The sequence below is a fragment of the Mariniflexile fucanivorans genome, assembly GCF_004341235.1.
Taxonomy (GTDB): Bacteria; Bacteroidota; Bacteroidia; order Flavobacteriales; family Flavobacteriaceae; genus Mariniflexile; species Mariniflexile fucanivorans.
This window is the reverse complement of record NZ_SLUP01000004.1, coordinates 335,748-359,596: the sequence shown is the minus strand read 5'-3', so window position 1 is coordinate 359,596 and position 23,849 is coordinate 335,748. Positions and strand designations below refer to the sequence as shown.

The window sequence follows — 23,849 nt, the reverse complement described above, 5'->3', positions numbered from 1 at the left end:
ACCAAACTGATTAAAAAAAGTGTAAACCAGCGTGCTATGGCTTTAACTTATAAATCATTTTAACGTATTTCTTCGCTATGTATGTTAGAAAAAAAGTTCTACAAATTTTGATATGCAGAACTTCTTAATTGTCATAGATTATTTTTAAATAACATTATAATTTCACTATTTTCCGAGTGATGCTTTTAGATGAGTCATTTATTTTTAAAATATAAACGCCACTACTTAGTTTAGAAACATCCATTTTAACCTTCGTTTCAATAGGATTCGTTTGCATCACTTTTTGTCCGTTTAAAGTATAAATGGTTATTTTGGTATCCTTTAAACTTAAATTGGCAGCTTCCAAGGACATATAAAGGTCATTTTGAACTGGATTAGGGTACATTTTTATTTTAACAGCTTCTTCGGAAGTAACACTTAATGGTACGCTAGAATATTCGATAACTAGAACAGGTGCAACACTACCAGAATCATATTCTTTAGTACGGAAATCAATACCTTTTTCACTAGCTAGGGGATCTATTGGGTCTTTAACAACTAGAGTTATTATTTTATCATTATTATATTCTTGGGCGGTGTATGAAGAAATATCCCATTCATTCCAAGCTGAACTGGTTGTAATACGAGCTCGTTCGTTTTCAAACGCTGGTTTGTTGTTCCAAGTAATTTCTGATTCTGTCCAATTATCGTCAGCAACATCATAAATACTGCGATAAAATTTGAAAGTTGTTCTTTGATATATTCTTAGTTTTGCAGATATTATTGGTCCAGGAACAGAGCTTAAATCAAATTTCAAATATCCATAACGCCCTGTTGCAACTGTTACTATATTTTCATCAGAACCATAATTAGTATTAGCATTTCCCGCATCTCTTACGTAAGTATCAGCACCCACATTTAAATTAATAGTACCAGCAACAGCACTTACAACACGCAATTCTTGAGAAACATTATTAGCGGCATTATTATAAGCATCACCAGCTTGTGTAGCAGTAATTGTAGCGCTTCCTTCTCCTACTATATGTATTTTACCACTAACAATGGTTGCCACTGCTGTGTTTGAACTTGAGTAACTTACAGGTAACCCAGAACTTGCAGTTGCTTCAGGATCAAAATCGGTGCTACTTATTAATTTAACTGGAATGGTAAAAAACTTAATACTTTGGTCTTGTTTAACGATACCCGTCTGTGCTAATGAAAAATTATCAAGTTTGAATGATCCTGAAATACCACCGAAGGTGATTTTTAAACTTTGCACACCTTTATTTAGAATAACATCACTTGAAATGACATATTCTTTCCAATCGCTATCCCCTGTTGAATTTGGAGCACCAAATGGCACAGCTAAATCTGTAGTTATATCTACACCTCCTGCACTAAATTTAATAGTACCTCCTGTTTGAGATGCTGCATATTTAATAGTAATACCATATACAGCTGTTTCCGGAACCGAAACTGTATATGTAAGCCATTCACCAGATTCTATAGAAGTAAGGTTATAACCGCCACCTGCAGTAGCTTCAACATCTACATTATCCATAGTACGGTAGGCACCACCAGTATTACTTCCGCTTAAATCGTGATACACACGACCTTCACCTTGATTAATCGGGTCATAATCAAAATTTTCAGCTTCAATAACGTTTGTAATAACATGCATATCATACACAGGCAAACTATTAGAATCAAACCCACTAATAGGGTCGCCATAACAAAATGCTGGTCTGCGTGCTGAAAGTCCGCCCCAACCAATTGCATCATTGGTCCATCCTGCTTTTTCATAACCGCTTAATTCAATATATTTATCACGTGCACGTTGTGTCCACTTAACTTCTGCTTCTGTTTTTAGACCTCTACCAATATAGTGGGCAACCGGCATTTCAAACACGGTTCTAACTCCAGCATAATCGCCAATTCCATCTGGATCAATTGCTTTTGAATACCAACGGGCTGTTCTATCCAAACGTTGAATGAATTCTCCAGAACCTACTGTTGGAACCCAAGGTGTCATTTGATCTGGGTACGATTGAATGGCTGAAACGTTATATCTCAAATTATACTCTAACCCCAGCAACAACCTATCACTTTCATGACTATATAAGTCTACTCCTTGATTCCACGCCATTTCCGCCATGGAAGTAAGTAAACCAATTCCAAACGCCGTGTGTTGTTGGTCTCTTGAACTTTCTTGACATTGACCATTTTCCCAAATATAATTGGTCATAACTTCGTTATACCCATAATTTTGGATGGTGGTAAAGTTATTGGTACTATACGTGATTTCGTAATCATTTTCGTACACTAAATCTTTAGTGGTGCGCGGGCCAGCGGGATACGCTATATCATTTAAATGAGAAGCTAAATCGCCTTGTACATATTTAAGTGCACGGTCATACATTTTTTCATTATCTAAAAATATCCCCATGGCCATTACGGTACGCCAGCCAGATAACCCTTGATTTCCATGACGCCCTGGATCGCCTTGGTAAGACATCCAATAAAAGGTTTTATTTGCACCTGTTACTGGTGTTGTATCAGAATAGCCTGGATATACCAACATGTCTTGAAAAGCTTGCAAATCGGCAGGTGCCCAATTAGGATAGGTACTCTTAATAATTTCAGCGGCTTCAATCATGATATAACCAATTCCTCCACTTAACGAATCGGTTCCACCACTGGTAACAGAAGTAAGATTACTCCATGCTTTGAATATTTCAATCGCTTTTTCCGCATGCCTAGAATCTCCTGTTATATACCATCTAACGGCATTATAATAGGCAGCTCTAATATCGCTATTCCATGCACCTTCATTAACTCCTGAATCTCTCCCTAGTTCTGTAAAACTTGCGTCGCCAAGTACTACATAATCGTAACTCGATTTAGAATCGGCTACCATATTTTGATACGATGTGTACCACGGATCGATTTGAGCTTCCACCATATATTTCATACGGTCTAAATCGGATTTTTTATGTGTAATTCCTGGATGCACAAATTGTGCATGAACCGAAGTGATTATAAAAAACAGAAAACCTATGATGCTTATTATTTTCTTGTTTAAATTCGGATTTGCTAATTCCTTTTGAGTAGTTTTTTTATTCATAAAAATTTATAGTTTAGTTGAGAAGTAATTTTACAATTTGTTTGCTAAAAAATATGTAAATTATGATGCTTTAGCTTTAACTTATTACCCATATTTAATTGATTTAATACTTTTTGAACCAAAAACTAACTTCATGATGATTTTCTGTCGTTCATAAAAAACAAATTTTCAAAGTATTATTAAACACAAAAAAGCACTGTACCCAACTTAGGCACAGCGCTTTTTCAATACAAATAAAATTTTATTCTTACTTTATTTTAGGTTGATTCCAAAGTCTATAAGGATCATCATTAGCTATCATTTGTTCCAACAACAACGCTTCCATTTCTGCTAACTTATCGGCATATTTTGGGTTGTTTGCTAAATTGGTTTCCATAGCGCCCGTTTTATGATGCTCTGGTAAATACTCATTTGGGTTTTCGGCTAAATTAAAAAGCTGCGTTTCATGAATCGTGCCATCCATAACATCATATTTTATTAATTTCCAATCACCTTTTTTCACGGTACGCATACCTGGTTTTGTTCCGCCAGCATAAACTCCATACATCACATCTCTAATAACTTCTTGTTTTCCTTTAAGAACAGGCACAAAACTTTTGCCATCTACTGTTTTAGGAGCATCAATACCTGCCAAATCACATAAGGTTGGTAATACATCTAAAAGATACATATTTCCTTTTACTCGTTTTCCTGCTTCAATGCCAGGACCTTTTATGATGAAAGGAACGCGCCATGTATGCTCGTAAAGATTTTGCTTCCCTTGTAAACCATGTCTTCCTATGGCCATTCCATGGTCTGCAGTATAAATAATGTAAGTGTTATCTAATTCGCCCATGGCCTCTAACTTTTTAAGGACTTTAGCTAATTGAATATCAATATTTTCAGAGCATGCAAATTCTCGACCTAATTCATTTCTAATGGTGTTTTCATCTCTATTTTTCCATACACCACTTACTCTTTCTTCATCCCTAAGATCTGGATGTCCATGAAAAAACGGATGTTTTTCCAAATAGTTTGGAGGAAGCTGAGGCTGTTTTTCATTTAGTTCTGGAAGTGTATTAGGATCTTTATGATTTACCGCACCATACTTTTCTAGAAGTTCTGGAGTTCCATTACGTGTATCATGTGGATGTGAAAAACCAAAATAGATAAAAAACGGATCTTTTTCTTTTCCTTGTTCTCTTTCACCTAAATATTCTAATACTTGTTTAGAGTGCCATGCGCTACCACTTTCTTCTGTTCCGCCACGTTTAGTCGCATCGTGCACCACTGTAAATTGCTTATTGGCGCCTGGGTATGAATTACCTGCTTTACAAGTACGCATGGTTTTATAGCCTGCTCTATTAAAAACAGCTCCAATGGTTTGATCGTCTATTTCATGAGGTTCTGTTTGTTTTTGAAATTCGGCACTTGGTGGTAAATGCCACAGCGTACGTCCAGACATGATCATGTGTCTAGAAGGTGTACAAACAGCGCCATTCATAGAACCCATGTGGCGCGCTTGGTCAAAAACCATACCTTCACTTGCTAATTTGCTAATGGTTGGAGTTTCCAAAATTGATTTGGCGTCATAGACCTTTAAATCGAATGGAGATTGATCATCAACCAATACAAATAAAAAATTAGGACGTTTTTCTTCTTTTGGTTCACTTTTAGCATTTTTACAGCTAACGGTGATTAAAATTAATACTAATGGGATAATTTTAAAGAGCTTCATTTACTTGTTTTATTTTATAATTAAGATTTATAGATTTCATATGCAAGTTTATAAATAGAATCTTTTAAAAATTGTAAACTATGATACTTTCATTATAAATTATAACTCATTTTTATACTGAAGCTTTAATTTAATGTCACCTAAGTTTGTAATCTTAAAAATTTATCTCGCTTAAAATTAAATTTATTTTTTCAAAAATTCTTCAATCGGAATAATTTCATCAAATTCCTTAATTTCTATATTTCTATAATATATTTCAGCTGTTTCCGATTGTAAACCTATAATTCCTTCGCTTGGATTTAGGTTAAAAGCCATGTTAACAATATCACCATTCAATTTATGAATTGTGTATTGATCTCCCATAACGATAATTTCACATTGGTTCCATTTACCGTTCAAGGCATTATAGTTTTTTGTAGGTGTTGCCAAGTGCATCCAGTCTTTTTTATTTTCTGGTTTTCCCCCTTCATTAGGATGCAAAAATGTATTATCATCAGAAGTAAACCAATCATAATTCACACCTCCTGGTCGGATTAAATCCCCTGTATGATTGCGCGATTTTGTATGGTCATATCGTATTTGATATTCAATGCCAACTGGCCATATTTTATCGTCAATTACATGATAGTAAACACCTGCATCATATTGCCATTGTTCAAAATTATTCGCTATTTTTTCACCCCATTTATATTCAAATCTAAAAATATATTTACTGTATTTTTTGTTTGTATAAAAAAGTCCATGGGTTTCATTTTTACCTGTTCCCAATTCATATTCATCTGGAAAATCTTTAAAAACATGTACTATCCCATCTTCTATGGCATATACTTTTTTAGCTAATTCCTCATCGCCATTTTTCAATTTAAGATGCCAACCATCCCAATTTTTACCATTAAATATTTTCACAAAACCATCTTTTGATTTTTTTTCTTGTGCTGTTGAAATAATTGTTGAAAAGCTACATATGAAGATAAAAAGCTTTGAAAGATTCATTAGTTGATATTTCATTTTAGTTGGTTTTGATTATTTTGATTTAGTTCGCTTAATTTAGAGTCATCCACGTTAATTGTTCCCAATCGCCCATTACAAAAGGTTGTGGTTCGCCTTCTGTTGAACGTCCATTTAAAATTATTTTAGAAATTTTATCTTTGAGTCGATTTACAATTTCTGGATGTTGAAAATAAAGATTTGTAGTTTCACCTGGGTCGTTTTCAATGTCATACAACTCGTAAAGAGCTTCACCTGGCTTAGGCTCAATCATTACGGGTTCTAGTGAACCTCCTGAGCCTCTAAGCATATTCAATTTCCATTTTCCTTCACGAATGGCAAAATGCCCTGTAAACGAATGATGAATTACAGGTCTATCAGCCTTTTGACGAACCTCTGTATTTTTCATCATGGGGTATAAGCTATAACTATCTACACCTCCATCATCAGGAAGTTTAGCGCCAACAATATCGGCAATAGTGGCTAAATAATCGGTTTGACAAACTGGATCATTCACTTTCCCTCCCGCTTTAATAACTTGAGGCCAACGCATTAAAAATGGCACGCGGTGGCCACCTTCATAAATATCGCGTTTACCACCTTTAAAATTCATGCAGCTGTAATGTTGATAGGTATCTCTTTGATATACATAGTTGATTTCAGCACCATTATCTGAAGAAAAAATAACCAAAGTGTTATCTTCTAAACCATTTGCTTTTAAAGCATCTAGTACTTGCCCAACACGATAATCGGTTTCTTCCATAAAATCGCCATAATTTCCACAGTTGCTTCGTCCTTGAAAATCGGGGTGCGTGCAATGTGGTAAATGCGGACTCGTTAATGGAAAGTACAAAAAGAAAGGTTTGCCGCTTTTAGCTTCTTTTGAAACATCATTAATATAATTAACAGCTTTATTCGCTAATGTTTCCAACACTAATTCATCATTAAAAGATGGTGCTACTTCCACATACCCTTTTTTTTGTTCTGTTTCATAAGGCGGTGTCATCCTGTAAGTTCTTGGAGTAACATCCAATTTCTTTTTGGTGTATAATGTTGGAGGATCTACTACGTGGTCATTTTCCAAAAAAGTCAAAATGCCATAATTCATGGAGGCGGCAATTCCGAAGTAATAATCAAACCCTTTTTCAATAGGTCCATCGGTAAATGGTTTAGACCAATCGCGATCACCATCCTTAACATCTCCAACAAACTCCATTTGCAAATGCCACTTACCAATCATGGCTGTATTATAACCGTTTTCTTTAAGAAGCGAAGCTATGGTCATTCTATTTTTTTCAATTAAACAGGGACCATCTGCATGCAACACATTTTCTTTTAATGTGGTTCTCCAACTGTATCTACCAGTCAACAAACTATATCTGGAAGGCGTACAAACGGCATCGCTACTGTGGCCATCGGTAAATATTAACCCCTCATTGGCCAATCGGTCCATGTTTGGTGTTTTAAATTTTGCTTCCGGATTTAAGGCACTTACATCGCCATACCCTTGATCGTCTGTGTAAATAATTACGATATTGGGTTTGGTTTTTTGAGCAAACCCTGAAAGACCAATAAGAAGAAAACCGCTTATTAAAAACAATGTTATTCTGTTAATTTTCATTTGTTTATGCATTTTTGTTGATATTTATTTCGTTTAAAACTTGTTAAATTGAATAAAAAAAGGTCCCAATGGTAAATTTGCACTATTGAACAAACTCAACGCAGGTTTGGGAAATCCAGTCCAACCATAACGTAAACTAGCTGGATTTTCAATAGGGCTTTTTACAATAACCTTGCCATCAACTAATTTTGTTTCTGCCATATAAAATTCCCCTAATTGATTCCCTATTTCAAAACCGGCAATATGATTTGACGATGAAAAAATTCCTTTCCCAGATTCTTCAAAAGTCAATGCAATTTCTTGATTATTTAAGGTCCATTTTTTTAATTTAGGAAAACCAATAATTTCATCAAAACCATAAACGTTTTTTAATGCCAATTTAGAGGCTCTATCTCCCACAGGATATTTATCCGTAGGGTGGATGTTAGTTTCTAAACCTAAATCAATCGTCACCACCATACTTGTATTTTCTACTTCTTCTAAGGTTTGTTGTTGTATTTCTCTAAATTCTGGCCAAAATTGGCTTTTATATGCTGGCAATTGAACATACAAAAATGGAAAATCGCCTATATTAAAATACTTCCGCCATTCATTAACCATAAGCGGAAAAAGCGTTTTAGTATTATTAACCGTTTCCATAGTATCAGTATCAGATTCCCCTTGATACCACAAGACACCTCGAAAAGCCATGTTTTTTAAAGGCGCAATGCCCGCTTCAAACAAAAAACTGGGTTCGCATAGCCAACGGTATTTGAACTGACCCGCCCTATAAGGTTCGTTAGCATTTAATACTTTTTGAAATGCCTCTTTGGCTCTGTTGCGATGTTCTACTTTTACATGTTCATTACTTAACCAATCTGTTTTAAATAAATGGGCTGTTAAAGGATTGGATTGAAGAGCGTCTTTTGGTATCCAATTATTAATTGCGGAACCTCCCACAGCTACTTGTATAATTCCTATAGGAACCTTTAATTTTTTATGTAAACCATTTGCGAATACCCATGCAACCGCTGAAAACATTTCAGAAGTTTCTAAAGTGCTTTCTTCCCATTTGGCTTGAAAAAAATTTTGTGTATTACATCGTGCCAATTCTTCTTCGGTGTATCCGTTTTTTGCTACAATACGAATGTTACTGTGTTTTAAAAATCGGATGTTTTTATTAGGAACCTGATTTGCAATGGTATCATAACCTGCCATGTTTTTCAATTGAAATGCCATGTTCGATTGTCCTGAACAAAGCCACACTTCGCCTATTAAAATGTTTTCAATCTTTAAATTATTCACATTGAGAACAATTGGCCTGAATGATGCTTTTAATGCTTTAAAAGTCACTTGCCATTTCCCATTACTATCAGTAATTGTTGCTTGTTCTTCTACACCTAATTGTGCTTTAATTGTCGTTCCGGGAGTTGATTCACCCCATATGTTAATAGGTTCGTTTTGTTGTAACACCATAGAATTCCCAAAAACAGAAGCTAATTTTACAGCACCTTCATTTATACTGTTTTGGGCATCACTAAAATTAAAGGCGCAAAAAAACAAAATGAATAAAAAACACTTTGAGCGACTGGATTTTAGCCTATAAATCAACGTTTTAATCATCTTATTTTTTTTCAATATAAACGTAGTATGCAGGATGTACCCTACCAACTTCATCAATTAATTGAGCTTCCATATCGTATTTCCCTGCTGGTATTTTTCCTGTAAAGGTTACTTCATCTTGATCTTTTTTAATTTCCATGGTTTTAGAAATATTGGCAACATATAAAAAGGCCTCTTTAAAATCGGTTTTTATACTTGCTGGAGAAGTTCTATCATATTCAATGGCTTCTTTTTGAGCTGGAAAGGTCTCGTTAATCGCTAAGTTGCTTTCTCTTGGAAACCTACGAAGACTTATGGTATAGTCGCCATCTTCAACAAATTCTATTTTCCATTTTCCAGCTGCTTGAGCCCCTTGAATGGCGCCATTTTGATGCCATGCATCACTGTATTTTCCAATAATCATATCGTGTGCTGAAATTCGTGTTGGATTCTCTTTTGGCGACCCCACTTTTATATACGCATAGCGTTCATTCACACCTTCATCTACAAACGATTTCCACCATGTTTCATACCCTACCGCTAAACGATCTGCTATTTCTTGATGTGTTGCAATAACGTTGTTTTCTTGACCTAAATCGGTTCGCATATCATAAAGCTCAGTACCATCAATTAAACGCCAGTTATCATCCATAACCGTATACTTTTTGTATTTGATTAAGTTTTGCTCTCTTTGGGTATCCATGTATAAAATCCTGTTTTCCCAAGCTACGTTTCCATTTTTAAGCAATGGTTTTAAGCTTTTCCCATCCAATTTTTTAACGGGATTAAAATCCAAACCAAGTAGATCGACAAATGTTGGTAACACATCGTAATGCGCTACCAAAGCATCAATATCTTTTCCGCCAGTTAACTGTCCGTTAGGCCATCTAATATAAAGCGGAACGCGATGACCACCTTCGTATTGACTTCCTTTTCCACCTTTCATACCTGCATTGTAAACACTGCGCCCTGCGGCGGTTCCGTTATCAGTGGTAAAAATCAATATGGTATTATCGGCTATTCCTAAAGCTTTTAATTTATCTTCTAATTTCTTAAAGTTATCATCCAGATTTGTAATCATTCCGTAAAATCTCAATGCTCTAGAGTCTATATCCTTAAACTTTGCACCTTGGTATAAATCAAAATATTTTTTTGGCAAGTTGTATGGCGAATGTGGCGCATTGGTAGATATGTAACAGAAAAATGGTTTGTCCTTATTTGTTTCAATAAAATTTAAAGCCTCTGAAAAGAAAACGTCGGTACAATACCCTTCGTATTTCTGTAATTTTCCGTTATGCCAATAGGTATCATCAAAATAATCGTTCCCCCAATAATCGGGTCCTTGACCTAAACCACCACCGCCATGGCGAACCACTTCGTGAAAACCTCTATCTTCTGGACGGTACGGATAATTATCACCTAAATGCCATTTTCCAAACATAGCATTGGTATAGCCATTTTGAGCAAAAATTTGCGGCAAAATCACTTCATCCTCAAACAAAATAGAGCGCCCATTTATGGTATGGAAAACGTTAACTCGGTTACTGTGTCTACCCGACATTAACGCGCCTCGTGTTGGTGCACAAGTGGTTGACACATGGTAATTCGTAAACCGCACGGCATCTGCATTAAATTTATCAATATTTGGGGTTTTAATATATTGATTACCCTCACAAGCTAAATCACCTTTCCCTTGATCGTCGGTAATTACGATAATGACGTTTGGTTTTTGGGTTGATTTACTATTAGCTTGAGCCAATAACAAATGAGTATTACACAATAATGTGATTAACAATATTGAAAATAGTCTAATTGATTTTTTCATTTTTATATATTTTGATTTCTATAGTTTTTGGCAATTATTTTCATTACTTCTTTGCTCTATTCCTTTTTAGTTAAATTATTGATTTTGAGATATTTTAAATCGTATAATCACATATTAAAACTCCAATCTTCTTCTTTATATAGTTAAAACATGGTTTTTATATATTTAGTCCATTATTTGGAATAAATTATTGCTGTTTCAATTTTATGGTTATTTAAGTTTATCTGCCTCAATTAATTTCCCCAGACCTTAATTTTGTTTTTTCCTATTTTTAAGTCTTCAAACGGACCAATAAAAGGCGTATCGGTGGCTCTTTTATTGCCAAAATAGTCTTCATTGATGGTTACTGGAGAGCCATCTGGGTTTTCAAAAGGTGTTTCAGATTGAAAAGCAGCTCCTAGTAACGCTGTAGTTGCCAGTTTTGTTTGGACGTTCTTAAAACTTTCATCTGTAGTAATATTTAAATAATAGATATCATTTTCTTTACTCAGACTTATTTCTGGATTTAACGTTCTATTTTCAACATAATTGGTTTCAATTTTTGATGGCAACGCTTTATTTAAATATAGATTTGCATCTATAAAAACTGGAAATTTTTGTTCGTTAAAATTATTAAGCCCTCCCGGAGATTTCCACTGGTATGTTGCCGACGGAAAATTATCGTAAGCATTTAATCCATAATATTGGTCCTTTTCCAAGGTATCGTTATTAGCTGCAAAAATATTGTTGTAAAAACGATCGTCTCCCAATATAACCGTCATCATTCCAAGCACTTGAGTTGAATGCGGAAAATGATAATGTGTAAATCTATTCAAAGCTGTTCGCATATGAATATTTCCTGCTACTAAATTATTTACAAACGCAGTTCCTTGTGATGCATTAAGAATACCTCTTTCAGAAAGTAAAATATTGTTATCGATAATCATGGGGCCATGATTTACTTCTATAAATAAATCTTGATCTTTATTATTAATCAAAAGATTTCCAGATACACGGGCGCCTTGTGCTTGCCAATCGAGCCAAATGCCTCTATGATTATCGTGAATAAAGTTATTTTTAATAAGCACATCAATCGCTGCATGCAATTTAATGCCTGCAATTTCCCAGCCATCAAACTGTTTTTTTACATTAATATTATAAATATGATTCCCACTTATTTCACTAAAAACGCATCCTAAATGACCAATAATACCACCTTGTTCGCAGTCTTTAATCGTGTTATTTCTAATGATATGTGAGCCAATGGTTTCTTTGGACCAACCTAATTGCAAAGCTTTAAAAACGACTTCGCGTTCACGTTGAGTTCCGTGTTTTTTCTGGTCGCGTTTCCATAAATTCTGACCCGAAGCTCTTTCTTTACCAATAACAATTCCGGAACATTTTGAATCGGAAATCAGGTTGTTTTCAATAATCCATCCTTTACTCCAATTAGGCCCGATTAAACCTTCTTGTTCTGCTGTTGGAGGTGCCCATTGTGTGGCTGCCTGACACATTTTAAAACCTCGAACGGTAATATAATCCATTCCTGTTTTTCTAGGAAAAAATACGGTCGGACGCACATTTATTTCGACTAATTCTTGATTGGGGTTTTTGCCTTGAAAATTAGCGTAGATAGTAGTTGTTTCTTGATTACTTTCACAATACCATTTATATTTTGAACCTTCGGTATCTTCTGCTCTATCCAACGACTTTTCTAAAAACACTTTCGATAAACTATCAATTTCGTACAGTGCTTTGCCATTTACATATACTTCGCCTAAGTGATGGTCTCTGCCATAGGTTTTAGTGACCCAATCGCCATAAAGAATTTCTTGATACGGATTAAATTCACCAAAAAACGTGTTATTTATAACGACTTTCCAAACAGTACCTTTATGCTTTTTCCAAGTCTTAATTTCTTCAGACCCTTTAATCCAAACATTTTCATTTTCGGCAGCCTGATAAACTATTCGATTCAGATCATTCATACCTGCATACGCAGGGTTAACCCATTCTCTATACACGCCTTCGTGAACGGTTATAACATCGCCCGGTTGTGCAATTTTAGCTGCTTTTGAAATTGTTTTAAACGGTGCCTCTTTAGTTCCTGTATTAAAATCGTTTCCTGTTTTAGCAACATGATATTCTTTTGCTTGCATAAGCATCGTAGTTAGAATACATAAAAAAGCGATAAAGAATTGGATTTTTTTCATATTGCTATAGAATTAGAATGGGGTGGTTATTTTCAAAAATAACAGTTTATATTTTTTTTGTTTTATTTTTTCGACGAATGCATAACAAGCAACCAATTATTCTTTATTTCAAAGGAAACTCTGCTAGGTTCAATCTATATTTTTTCGATAGTTGCATAATATGCACCTAACTCTTCATTTGAATCTAAAGTAAACAAAGTATCAAGATGTGTTTCTCCTTTTTCAAGATTGACTTCAAATGCTACATATTCATCATTCGGATTTACATCTTTGTCAAGCTCTATATTTTGAATTTTAATTTTAGCCTTTTTGATAGTTAAAACTTTGCTCTTTTTACTTTCGGTAACACTTGTTCCTGGAATTGCGGGACGCAGAGGTGCTATGGCATTTAGAGCCAAACGTGTTTCTACTGGCCAACGACGAAGCTTTATCGTGTAAGTTCCAGTTTCTGCCACCTTAACACGCCAAAAACCATTATTTATTTGTCCTTCCCGTATATGATTCTGTTGCCAAGGCGTAAAGGTTTCGCTATGCCAATCATGACAAAATAACGTTGTTGGGTTTTCTGCTTTATCACCAATAATGAAATATGGCTTCTCAACAAACGTTGGAGAAATTTCAGCCCACCACGTATCATAAGCGGCTTTGTATTCTTTTACTTTTTCAGGATGTTGATCTGCAATATTGGTGCGTTGTTCTGGGTCTGAATCTAAATCATACAATTCCGTTCCTTCCACCAATCGCCAGTTACGATGCATCAAAGCGGTTCGTTTCCAAGGTACAGGATCGGTAGAAAATTGTGTGTTTACATATACTATTCTATCGTCAAATTTAGTACTATCACCTTTCATTAAAGGCACTAAACTAGAACCATCAAATTTTAAATCCTCTTTAACATCTAATTTACATAAATCGACTAAAGTTGGTAATATATCATAGTGAGCCGTTAAGTCATTAATATCTTTCCCAACACTAATCCCACCATTTTTCCAATGAATATAGAAAGGCACACGGTGCCCACCTTCGTACATACTCGCTTTTACACCACGCATGCCTGCATTATTTCCTTTAGCAATAAAACCATCCAATCTATCTTCTCCTTCTCCCATCTTATTTCCAGCAGCAGAACCATTATCCGCCGTAAAAATGAGAATGGTATTATCCATTAAATCAATAGATTTTAGGTATGCTACCAACTTACCAATGTTTTCATCAATATTGGCAATCATACCATAAAAGTCGGCATTAGGAATGTTTTCATTATCCTTATATGGCGCAGAATATGTATCATCAACCCAATAAGGCGAGTGTGCTGCATTAGTTGAAAGGTAGCAAAAGAATGGTTTTCCTTTTTGTTTTCCTATGTATTGCTTGGCGTTTTCAAACCATACATCGGTGCAATACCCTTCAAATTTTTCAAATTTACCATTGTGAATATAGGTATCATCAAAATAATCATTATCCCAATAATCCATGGTTTGCCCTATGCCTCCACCGGCATTCATCAAGACCTCATCAAAACCTTTGTCCTGAGGTCTAAACGGATAATTATCACCCAAGTGCCACTTACCAAACATAGCCGTATTATAGCCGTTCTCTTTGAAAACTTGAGCCATTGTTTTCTCTTTTTCAAGAATAAGTGATCGCCCTTTTATGGTAAAAAAAACGCCTGTCCTGTAGTTGTGATGCCCCGTCATGATCGCTGCTCTTGTAGGCGCACAGGTAGGACTCACATGATAATCGGTTAAACGTGTGCTTTCTGCATATAATCCATCAATGTTTGGTGTTTTAATCCATTCATTACCATGCGCCGCTATATCTCCATAACCCACATCATCAACCATAATTAAGATGACATTTGGTTTTTCATTTTTTTCGGTCTTTGGTTCTTTTACTTCAGACTTACAGGATGCAACAAACAGAATACATATTAATAGCGAAAGACTTGTTATATCTTTAAAATTTGGTCTCAGTAATTTTTTAGGATTATTTTTTATGATGTGAAAGTTCATTAAAAAAAGATTGTAAAATTGGATAAGCACCGAAATTATAAAAATCCAAATCTTTTGATTATAACTTATAGTTCAATCTATATAAGATATCTCTCTTTTGAAACAAAACAATCTAAAAACAACGAATAAGCTACCTCCAAAGTGAATCATCGAGGTTTTAAAATTCCAAAAAAAATTAAGGCGTTACACTGCTTTCTGAGAAAAACACATTTCGGTTATCCAACTGTAAATTATCTCCTTGTAAAACTATGTCTCCTTGCAATGGTAAATCTACACAAGATGCCCCTATCTTAAATTTATAAGTACCAGCTTCCACTTTCCAGTTTCCGTCCTTATATTGCATTAATTGTTTTGGTGATACTTTAAAAACAACTGTTTTCTTTTCACCACTTTTTAAATCCACACGTTTGAATCCCTTCAATTGAATGGCATCCATAGTGGAAGTTTTATCAGAAGGCGAAACGTATAATTGAACAATTTCAGCACCATCCATCGCACCTGTATTTTCTACATCACATGATATCATGAAATGATTATCGATTAAGTTAGCGTTTGAAGGCATACTGAAATTTGAATAAGCATACGTTGTATATGAAAGTCCAAAACCGAAAGGATATTGAGGTTTAACTTTGGCATATCCATGTTGGTAATTTAATTCTTCCTTAGACTCATCTTTTGGATAACTAACACAAAGCTTAGCTGTTGGGTTCACATTTCCAACTAAAATATCAGCTAAAGCATTACCAGCTTCTTCCCCTGGAAACCATGCCTGAATAATGGCCGCACATTTATCTTCAAATTTGTCGACTAACTGTTGTCTTCCACCAGTAATTACTAAAATAACGGGCTTTCCTGTTTCAATTAGTTTTTCAACAAAAAGTTCTTGTTCTCCTGGTAACCTGATACCTTCACGCTCGCGGTTTTCTCCACACAGATACGTGTTCTCACCCATTACTGCGATTATAACATCACTTTTTCCAACCATTGAAAGTGCGTTTTCAAGATTTGGTTGTGCGACTCTACTCAGAATGTTCTTTTTTGCAGTACCTAGCTCACTATCTCCATAACTATTTGGGTCAATGGTGGTTCCTAAAGGCTCTGCCCAGTCGCATCCTCGTTCATTGTGGATGTTCACTTTATCTCCAAGTTTATTTTTCAGTCCTTCTAAAACAGTTACAATTTTAGGTGAATTCGGATCAAAAGTTTGTCCCCAGAAATAAGTAATCATCGACTGGTAGGTATAATCTCCTAACAAGCAAAATACATTATCGGAGTTCGGTCCTACTAATGCAATATTCTTTATATCATTCACTTTTAAAGGAAGAATTCCATTATTTTTTAGTAAAACAATGGATTGACACGCCGCATCATAAGCCAGTTTTCGGTTTGTAGGAGGATCAAAATCCAAATCGCCATCCACACCAAAAACAGGATTATCCAATAATCCTAGTTTTACTTTCATGGTTAAGGAGCGTTTCACAGCTGTGTTAATCACATCCATAGTTATCATGGATTCATCGATAGCTTCTGGTAGAAATTCATAGGTTTTTGGAACAGGAAGTTCCAAATCGTTACCAGCTTTTAAAGCCATAACGCCTGCCGTTTTATATGAATCTGCTTGTTCCCATTTACCATGTACATGATCGATGGAATGATAATCGCTCACCGTAATGCCATCGAAACCTAATTTACCTCGAAGAATTTCATTAAGTAATTCATTGTTAGCCACATCGGGAACACCTTTATAGGCAGCATACGATGGCATCACGCTTTTTACATTGGCAGCTTTAATGACTGCTTCATGCGGCATCAAATAATCTTCAAAAAAATCTTTTTCGTTGGTAGTATTGGCGCCGTAACCTGCGAAATGTTTTGTGGTTGCAGCAATGCCTGTACTAAAATCATCGCCTTGCAACCCTTTAACGAAAGCGACTCCCATGGTTGAAGTTAGGTAAGGATCTTCACCATAACTCTCTTCAATCCTTGGCCAATGCGCCGTACGTATCACATCGAGCATGGGAGACAATGCGTAATTAGCGCCTACAGCTTTCATGTTTTTTCGAGTTGACAAGGAGTTTCTGGTTGCCATTTCTGGATTCCATGAACATGCAATACCTATTTGTTGCGGAAACGTGGTGGCTCCTTTAGTAGAAAATCCGGTAATGGCTTCTTCGTGAAAAACAGCAGGAAGCTTCAACCTAGTATCAGTCATTAAATAATGTTGAACCTCACGAACAAAGTCGCGCAATTCTTCAGGCTCCATAGTAAATGAAGAAGAAAACTGCGATATATGCCCTATTCCATTGGGTATCTTTTCACGACACATTTCAATCGAAAGTTTGCCGTCTACTATAAGCTCGGTTGGACGAATTCCTTGAATTTGTGCTATCTTTTCTTCCAAAGTCATGGTAGCCATGATGGAATCTACACGAGCTTCAATCTCTGGAGTAGAAAAGGGTTTGGGTGTTACTATGGTCATATCTGTTTGCTGAATTTTGTTACACGAAAATAACAATATGGGCAACATGGCAATAAATAATTTTTTCATTGTTTATTTTTTTAAATCTAATTGGTATAAATTCTTTATAATTTGCAACTTCTCATTAGCATAAATACCGTGACGTTATCAATTTGCTAACAATTCCCAGTTGCCTCCAAAATATGCTTTATCAATAGTTAACAGTTTATCTTTTTTACCAGTACGATTTGCTTGATCTATTAAATCCATATAAATGTAAAATTGCAGCCAATATCCATATTGGTACTTCTGATTTTCAGATTTCGGATGCTTCATAAATGCATACCAAGATGTATTGATACTGTGTGATTCTGCAACCTTCATAGCATTTTCGGCCTGTTGCCAAATATTGTTCGACATGGTGGTGTGAAGTTTTCTATAATCTTCATATGTCATTTCGGCTGTGTTGATGGTTTCACACCTATCATCAATACCTAATTCTTTAAGCAGCACTGTTTTTTCAAAAATGGTATCGCCATCAATATCCATTTCAATTTTATCAATAAAACCATTGCTATCTGTGTCTTCATATTTAAAAGTGCTAAAAGGAGAGAATTCTTTTTGTTTGCGTTCCCATTTTGGCTGGTAGGTGTCATACAAACCTCCCCATCCTTGGTATGAATATGCCAATTGGTCCACGCGCCATGCGCCCCATTCGGCTCCATACAAATGCAAACGACCATCAAATTTTGAAATATACAACTTAGCTTTACCACTATTATCTAAATCCCACTCGCCTCGGTCCCCAATGGCATCCGTTTGTGCATTATTATCAAGTCCACCGTTTCTTCCTCCTATTTTAAAAAGGTCTTCAGGCTCATAAAAATCAACGCGTTCCCAGCGTTCGCAATCATCATCTTCATCATACACAAAAAAGATGTTATCCCATTCGCCTTTTTTATAAGTTAAATTTAAAGCGGTATCAAAACCTGGGTAAATAAGTTCTGCTACTTGTCTCCATCTCGGGTCTCTGAAAAGCGTATCCGTTTCAACAACTCTTGTATTATTGAATTTATGGACTTGATTCATATAATCAAAGCCTTTTCCTGTAAAGCGGAGTGACATATCAAAATCAAATTCATTACCGGGTGCATTATCGTTATCTAGATCATACGATACACCTACATAACTTATTTTCCCTTCGGTAAAGCCACCTTCTCGGGAGACTGGTCGGTCTAACGCCCGAAAAGCCATTTCTGTTAATCCGTCATCGTCTGTATCAAAAAATAAAAATGGGTTTTCCCAATTCAACCGTACATCATTCATCTGATACGTGGCTGCATGTGCTTTTAAAAAGGTGCTTTGTCCAACATAATCTTCAAGAAAATTAGAGTTTCCTTCGTGAAGCCATGCCCGTAATTCAAACGTGTTCCAATCGATGTAATTAAATACATTATCCTTGTCATTATCAATTACCCACATGTAGTGCCCAGAACCCCTCCTTTTAGTTTTGTCCTCGGCGGGATTATCAATAAACACTTGCATATCTGATTTCCCATCCGCATCCGTATCAATCCAATCCACCGCAATATCACTTTCATCACAGTATTTGCCATCTTTATTGACATCAATAAGCAGGCAATCGCTATCTATGTCGCCTTCCAAATCATCAAATTTCATATCATCGTCATCGTCAATCCAAATAATAGGCGTGTTATGTATGGTGATTGAATACATAATATCTGGGTCGCCATCTTTATCCAAATCAATTAAAGTAGGTTTATAATTAGTTGGCGGTGGTGGCAATCGATAAGATACTAATGGTGTATTAACGTTCCAATAATTATTCTTGGTTGCATCATCAGATTGTGCCCATACATTATTAGCTATAACGGTTATCAGAAATAACGGGATGTACATTTTTTTCATATGCTGATATTTATTGTTTGTTCTTAATGTTGAACCCGCTTTTTAAAGTGCTCCTTTCACTTCAAATACTGCTGCGTACTTATTTGGTCTTTTTGCAGGAACACTTAAAATAAGATTATTATGATCTTGTTTGAAATTTATTGTCTCATCGCTTCCAATCAGTTTTATAGATTGAATTTTTTTAGGTTTATATTTTGACTTTAAACCAAGTGAAGACAGTTTTATGTCTCCTTCGGAAGGATTCATCACAAATATATATAAAACACCATCTTTTGTTGTAAACCGAACTTCGTCATGCCCATAAGGCTCACTGTCTTTCGTTCTATTATTGAATTGTTTACTTTTTTTCTTTTGATTTTCAATTTGATCCGTATTCGCCAAATTGGAGGCATTCGAATTCTCATCTAAAAAACCTGAGAAAAAATTATCGCCATGTACTTTCCAAGGTTTACTGGCATATATAGCCTCACTATTTAATTTTAACCAAGCGCCAAACTCATCCATAATCGCCTTATGTTCAGGAGGAATTGTACCGTCTGGCAGCAATTCCACATTAAGCATAAAATTTCCGTTTTTACTTACAACGTCAATTAATAATTCAATCGTGCTTCTTGAATCATGTCTGGATGGATCGTCTTTTTTATAAAACCAATGCGTAAAAGAACAGATGCTTTGCCAAGGCTCTGGATTTATTTCCAGTTCTACCCCTTGTTCAATGTCGTTTACAATAGCTGGATCCCCTCCTGGAATTTTTCCCGCAATAAGTGCATTTATTTTACCATCCTTGTTTAATCTATGATTTAAATAGGTGCGAAATGCTTCTTTACCATATGCTCCATAAGGAAAACCGCGACCATCGAACCACATAAAATCGACATCGTAATTGGTGAGCAAATCTTTCATTCGAAGCAACCAATTTTGTTTCCACGCTTCTTCCCATTCTGGCGTTCTTTTTTCAGGCGGTAAGCCATATAAGTCTGAAGGATCTAAACCTTCCCACCATGTACCTATTCCATCTTCTTTTGTTAAACGCCCGTCGTAGGGTATTCCTTTATATACTCCAGAAGTATCGGCACCAAATGCGGGCAAACCCCATTCAAAAAAACGTTCATTGTGTGTACTCACTCCAAATGGTACGCCCTGTTTTTTTGCAGATTTGGAAAACTCACCTATAATATCGCGTTTAGGGCCTACATTTACCGAATTCCAAGGTTGGTACTTTGAATTCCAGTTATCAAAATTATCATGATGATGTGCGAGTGCCATAAAATACTTGGCACCCAAATCTTCGGTAAAATACTTTAAGAGCTTATCGGTATCCAAATTTTCGGCTTTCCAAGCATTAGCCACATCTTTATAACCTACTTCCGATGGATGCCCGAATGTTTTAAGATGATACGGATAGGCATTTTTTCCGAAAGTTTCTTTACCCACATCTTGCATATACATATGTCTGGCATACCAACCGCCGCCGTATTCTGGTACGGTTTGAGCACCCCAATGTACCCAAATTCCAAATCGGGCATCTGTAAACCATTTAGGAATTTCATACTGTTTACCCAACGCTTCCCATGAAAGCTCTTTGTCTTGAGCATAGGTAGCCGTACTTAAACCTATTGCGAAAAACATGAACAGCATATATTTCACCTGTAGCTTCTTTTTAAGTTTTGATAGCTTCATATCTAATTTTTAGTAATTTGATTCGTGGTAAAAAATGAACTTTTAAATATAGTTACAAATTGCCTGAATACCATGATGATTATCAATAAAACATACCTAAAATTTGATTTATTAGATATGTTCAATTCATTTTATTTAATCTACAAAGTTGATTTTACAATAGGGCGATTAAACACCTTTCCAAACTTTTGATTGTCCTTTCTTAATCGACATTTTTCCTCCAGATTTCCCTTGAGATGCGATTTTAAATGTTCCATCATTATCCGCGTGAATCGTTGCTTGAACCAATTTACCATCCTTCCACTCGATATCCACTTCAAAACCACCACGTGCTCGTAATCCTTTAACGTAACCATTCGGCCATGCTTTAGGAAGTGCTGGCAATACATGAATTTCGTTATTATGACTTTGAAGCAACATTTCGGCAATTCCAGCCGTAGCACCAAAGTTAGCATCTATTTGAAACACCGTTCTATCACTAAACATATTTGTGGTAAACCCATGCAAAACGTGACTATTAAGCGCTGTGTAAGCAATATCGCCATCACCAACTCGCGCCCATAATGCTATTCTCCAAGCACCAGACCATCCATCATTTTGACCTCTTTGAATTAATGATGTATGTGCGGCCTCAAACAATTCTGGGGTATCATTGCGATTTATTTGACTACTTGGAAAAAGTCCGTAAAGATGTGAAACATGGGCATGTGAATTCTCTGGATTATCCCAATCCTCTTGCCATTCTTGAAGCTGACCATGACGACCAATTTTCATTGGAGCTAATCGGTTTCGAGTTTCGGCTATTTGTTTGCGAAATGTTTTATCGACACCCAAAATTTCTGATGCTTTGATACAATTTGCAAATAAATCGCGTAAAATTTGTCCGTCCATTGTTGGGCCGTCAATAACTGCCGCACCCGATCTGTTAGAACTCATGCCGTCTTTATTTGTACCACCATGGCTATGCTCTGGCGAAATGGATGGAGACGTAATAAGTTTACCATCATTATTCTCAACAAGCACATCTAAGAAAAATTCCGATGCGGCTTTCATAACTGGATATGATTTTTTTAGAAAATCCACATCACCGGTATAGAGATAATGCTCCCAAAGGTGTTGACATAACCAAGCACCTCCTGTTGGCCACATGCCCCAATGCGCACCGTCAACTGGCGCTGTACCACGCCATAAATCGGTATTATGGTGCGTTACCCAACCATCTGCTTTATAATGGGTTTTAGCGGTATTGCTTCCTGGTTCTTGCAATTCGTGAACCATTCGAAGAAAAGGCTCGTGACATTCACTAAGATTTCCAACTTCGGCCACCCAATAATTCATTTGAATATTGATATTGATGGTATATTTACTGCACCACGGTGGATTTATGGTACCATTCCAAATACCCTGTAAGTTTAAAGGCTGTGTTCCTGGACGCGAGCCTGCAATCATTAAATAACGGCCATATTGGAACACTTGCTCCGTTAAAAGTGGATCTGAAGCCCCTTCTTTAACTCGATTGAGTCGTTCATTTGTAGGTATATTATTATTTTCGTCTGTGCTTCCTAGATTAATGGAAACACGGTTAAATAATTTTGTATAATCATCAATATGCCTTTGATAAAGTTGTTCAAAAGATTTTCCTGTTGTTGCCGCTAAATAATCATTTATTCGCTTTAATGGATCTGCACTTACATCGTTTGCGTTTACAAAACTGGTAGCAGCCACATAAATAAGGGTGACCGCATTAGCATTTCTAACCGATATTTTATCACCTTGCGCAATAACCTCACCACCTTCGGCAATCACTTTTACTTGTGAAGCAAATTTTAATCCTTCGCCCTCCCATGCACCTATTAGGCTTCTTTCTTTTTGTTTGCCCAATTGACCGCTCATTACAAGTGTAGTCTCATTGACTACTTCAGATTTAGAAGTATGAGGACTTGTTAATATCAAATCAAAAGTTAATTGCTTTGATTTATCGCTTTCAAGCCTCATAACAATAGCCTGATCGGGGTACGATGCAAATACCTTTCTAGTAAATTTTGTTTCACCTATGTTGTAAGAAACGGTGCTTAAGGCTTTTTGCAAATCGAGTTCACGACGATAATTACTTGATTTTGCTCCTTGAGGAAACATAAGAAATAGGTCGCCAAAAGGTTGATACGCCATTTGATATTTGGGTATGCCCATCATTTTTTCGGCTGTATCTTCAGCTTCATTATATTTCTCCTGTTTTAGTAAATTGCGAACTTCTTCAAGATGGTTGTAAGCATCCGGGTTGTCATAACTATGAGGCCCACCCGTCCATAAGGTTTCTTCATTTAGCTGTAAATGCTCCATCTGAATGCCTCCATAAACCATCGCTCCGAGTCTACCATTACCAATTGGTAATGCTTCCGACCATTCTTTAGCTGGTTGTGTGTACCAAAATTTCAAATCTTCAGAACCTATCTTAGCTTGAGCGTAGGCTTCAACACATATCATATTTGCTAAAAATAGAAATAGACCGAATACTGAATTTTCAAGTTTTTTGTTTTTCATATGTTTATATTATTTATTTTTTAGCGGTTACATAGTATATCCATATAGTAATTTTTCCATAGGGGTCGAATTTTTGGATATAGACTTTTATTTGCGAAATAAGAAGATTCAATTTACAAATAGCAATCCTATATTTATATTCTTTAAGGTGAATAAAAAGAAAAAGGCCGTTATATTTTATAAATAACAAGCCTTTCTCTCAC

Annotated in this window: 12 protein-coding genes; all 12 read right to left on the bottom strand. The window is 35.8% G+C overall.

All coding sequences use genetic code 11. The features are described 5' to 3' along the window. Nucleotides 1–154: 154 nt before the first annotated feature. Nucleotides 155–3,103 (bottom strand): CBM96 family carbohydrate-binding protein, encoded by a 2,949-nt coding sequence (locus EV196_RS10575; protein ID WP_132217722.1) that lies wholly within the window; start codon nt 3,101–3,103, stop codon nt 155–157. A 247-nt stretch (nt 3,104–3,350) separates the two neighbouring features. After that, a complete protein-coding gene (locus EV196_RS10570) occupies nt 3,351–4,820 on the bottom strand; it encodes a sulfatase-like hydrolase/transferase (protein ID WP_132217721.1) in 1,470 nt (489 codons plus the stop codon). 183 nt (nt 4,821–5,003) lie between these two features. Beyond that, complete coding sequence (locus tag EV196_RS10565) at nt 5,004–5,828, bottom strand: 3-keto-disaccharide hydrolase (RefSeq protein ID WP_132217720.1); 825 nt, start codon at nt 5,826–5,828, stop codon at nt 5,004–5,006. A 34-nt stretch (nt 5,829–5,862) separates the two neighbouring features. Further along, nucleotides 5,863–7,428 (bottom strand): sulfatase-like hydrolase/transferase, encoded by a 1,566-nt coding sequence (locus EV196_RS10560; RefSeq protein ID WP_207902856.1) that lies wholly within the window; start codon nt 7,426–7,428, stop codon nt 5,863–5,865. 33 nt (nt 7,429–7,461) lie between these two features. Then, complete coding sequence (locus EV196_RS10555; RefSeq protein ID WP_165876141.1) at nt 7,462–8,970, bottom strand: sialate O-acetylesterase; 1,509 nt, start codon at nt 8,968–8,970, stop codon at nt 7,462–7,464. Between the two features lie 61 nt (nt 8,971–9,031). Next, nucleotides 9,032–10,834, bottom strand: a complete 1,803-nt coding sequence (locus EV196_RS10550; protein WP_132217717.1) for an arylsulfatase — start codon at nt 10,832–10,834, stop codon at nt 9,032–9,034. 233 nt (nt 10,835–11,067) lie between these two features. Beyond that, nucleotides 11,068–12,972: a DUF1565 domain-containing protein gene (locus EV196_RS10545; protein WP_132217716.1), complete on the bottom strand. Its 1,905-nt coding sequence runs from the start codon at nt 12,970–12,972 to the stop codon at nt 11,068–11,070. A gap of 188 nt (nt 12,973–13,160) precedes the next feature. Beyond that, nucleotides 13,161–15,038 (bottom strand): arylsulfatase, encoded by a 1,878-nt coding sequence (locus tag EV196_RS10540; protein WP_132217715.1) that lies wholly within the window; start codon nt 15,036–15,038, stop codon nt 13,161–13,163. 175 nt (nt 15,039–15,213) lie between these two features. Beyond that, nucleotides 15,214–17,586: a glycoside hydrolase family 3 N-terminal domain-containing protein gene (locus tag EV196_RS10535; protein WP_132217714.1), complete on the bottom strand. Its 2,373-nt coding sequence runs from the start codon at nt 17,584–17,586 to the stop codon at nt 15,214–15,216. 78 nt (nt 17,587–17,664) lie between these two features. Further along, a complete protein-coding gene (locus tag EV196_RS10530) occupies nt 17,665–19,425 on the bottom strand; it encodes a hypothetical protein (RefSeq protein ID WP_132217713.1) in 1,761 nt (586 codons plus the stop codon). 42 nt (nt 19,426–19,467) lie between these two features. After that, complete coding sequence (locus EV196_RS10525) at nt 19,468–21,105, bottom strand: alpha-L-fucosidase (RefSeq protein WP_132217712.1); 1,638 nt, start codon at nt 21,103–21,105, stop codon at nt 19,468–19,470. 168 nt (nt 21,106–21,273) lie between these two features. Next, nucleotides 21,274–23,646 (bottom strand): glycoside hydrolase family 95 protein, encoded by a 2,373-nt coding sequence (locus tag EV196_RS10520; protein ID WP_207902855.1) that lies wholly within the window; start codon nt 23,644–23,646, stop codon nt 21,274–21,276. Nucleotides 23,647–23,849 lie beyond the last annotated feature (203 nt).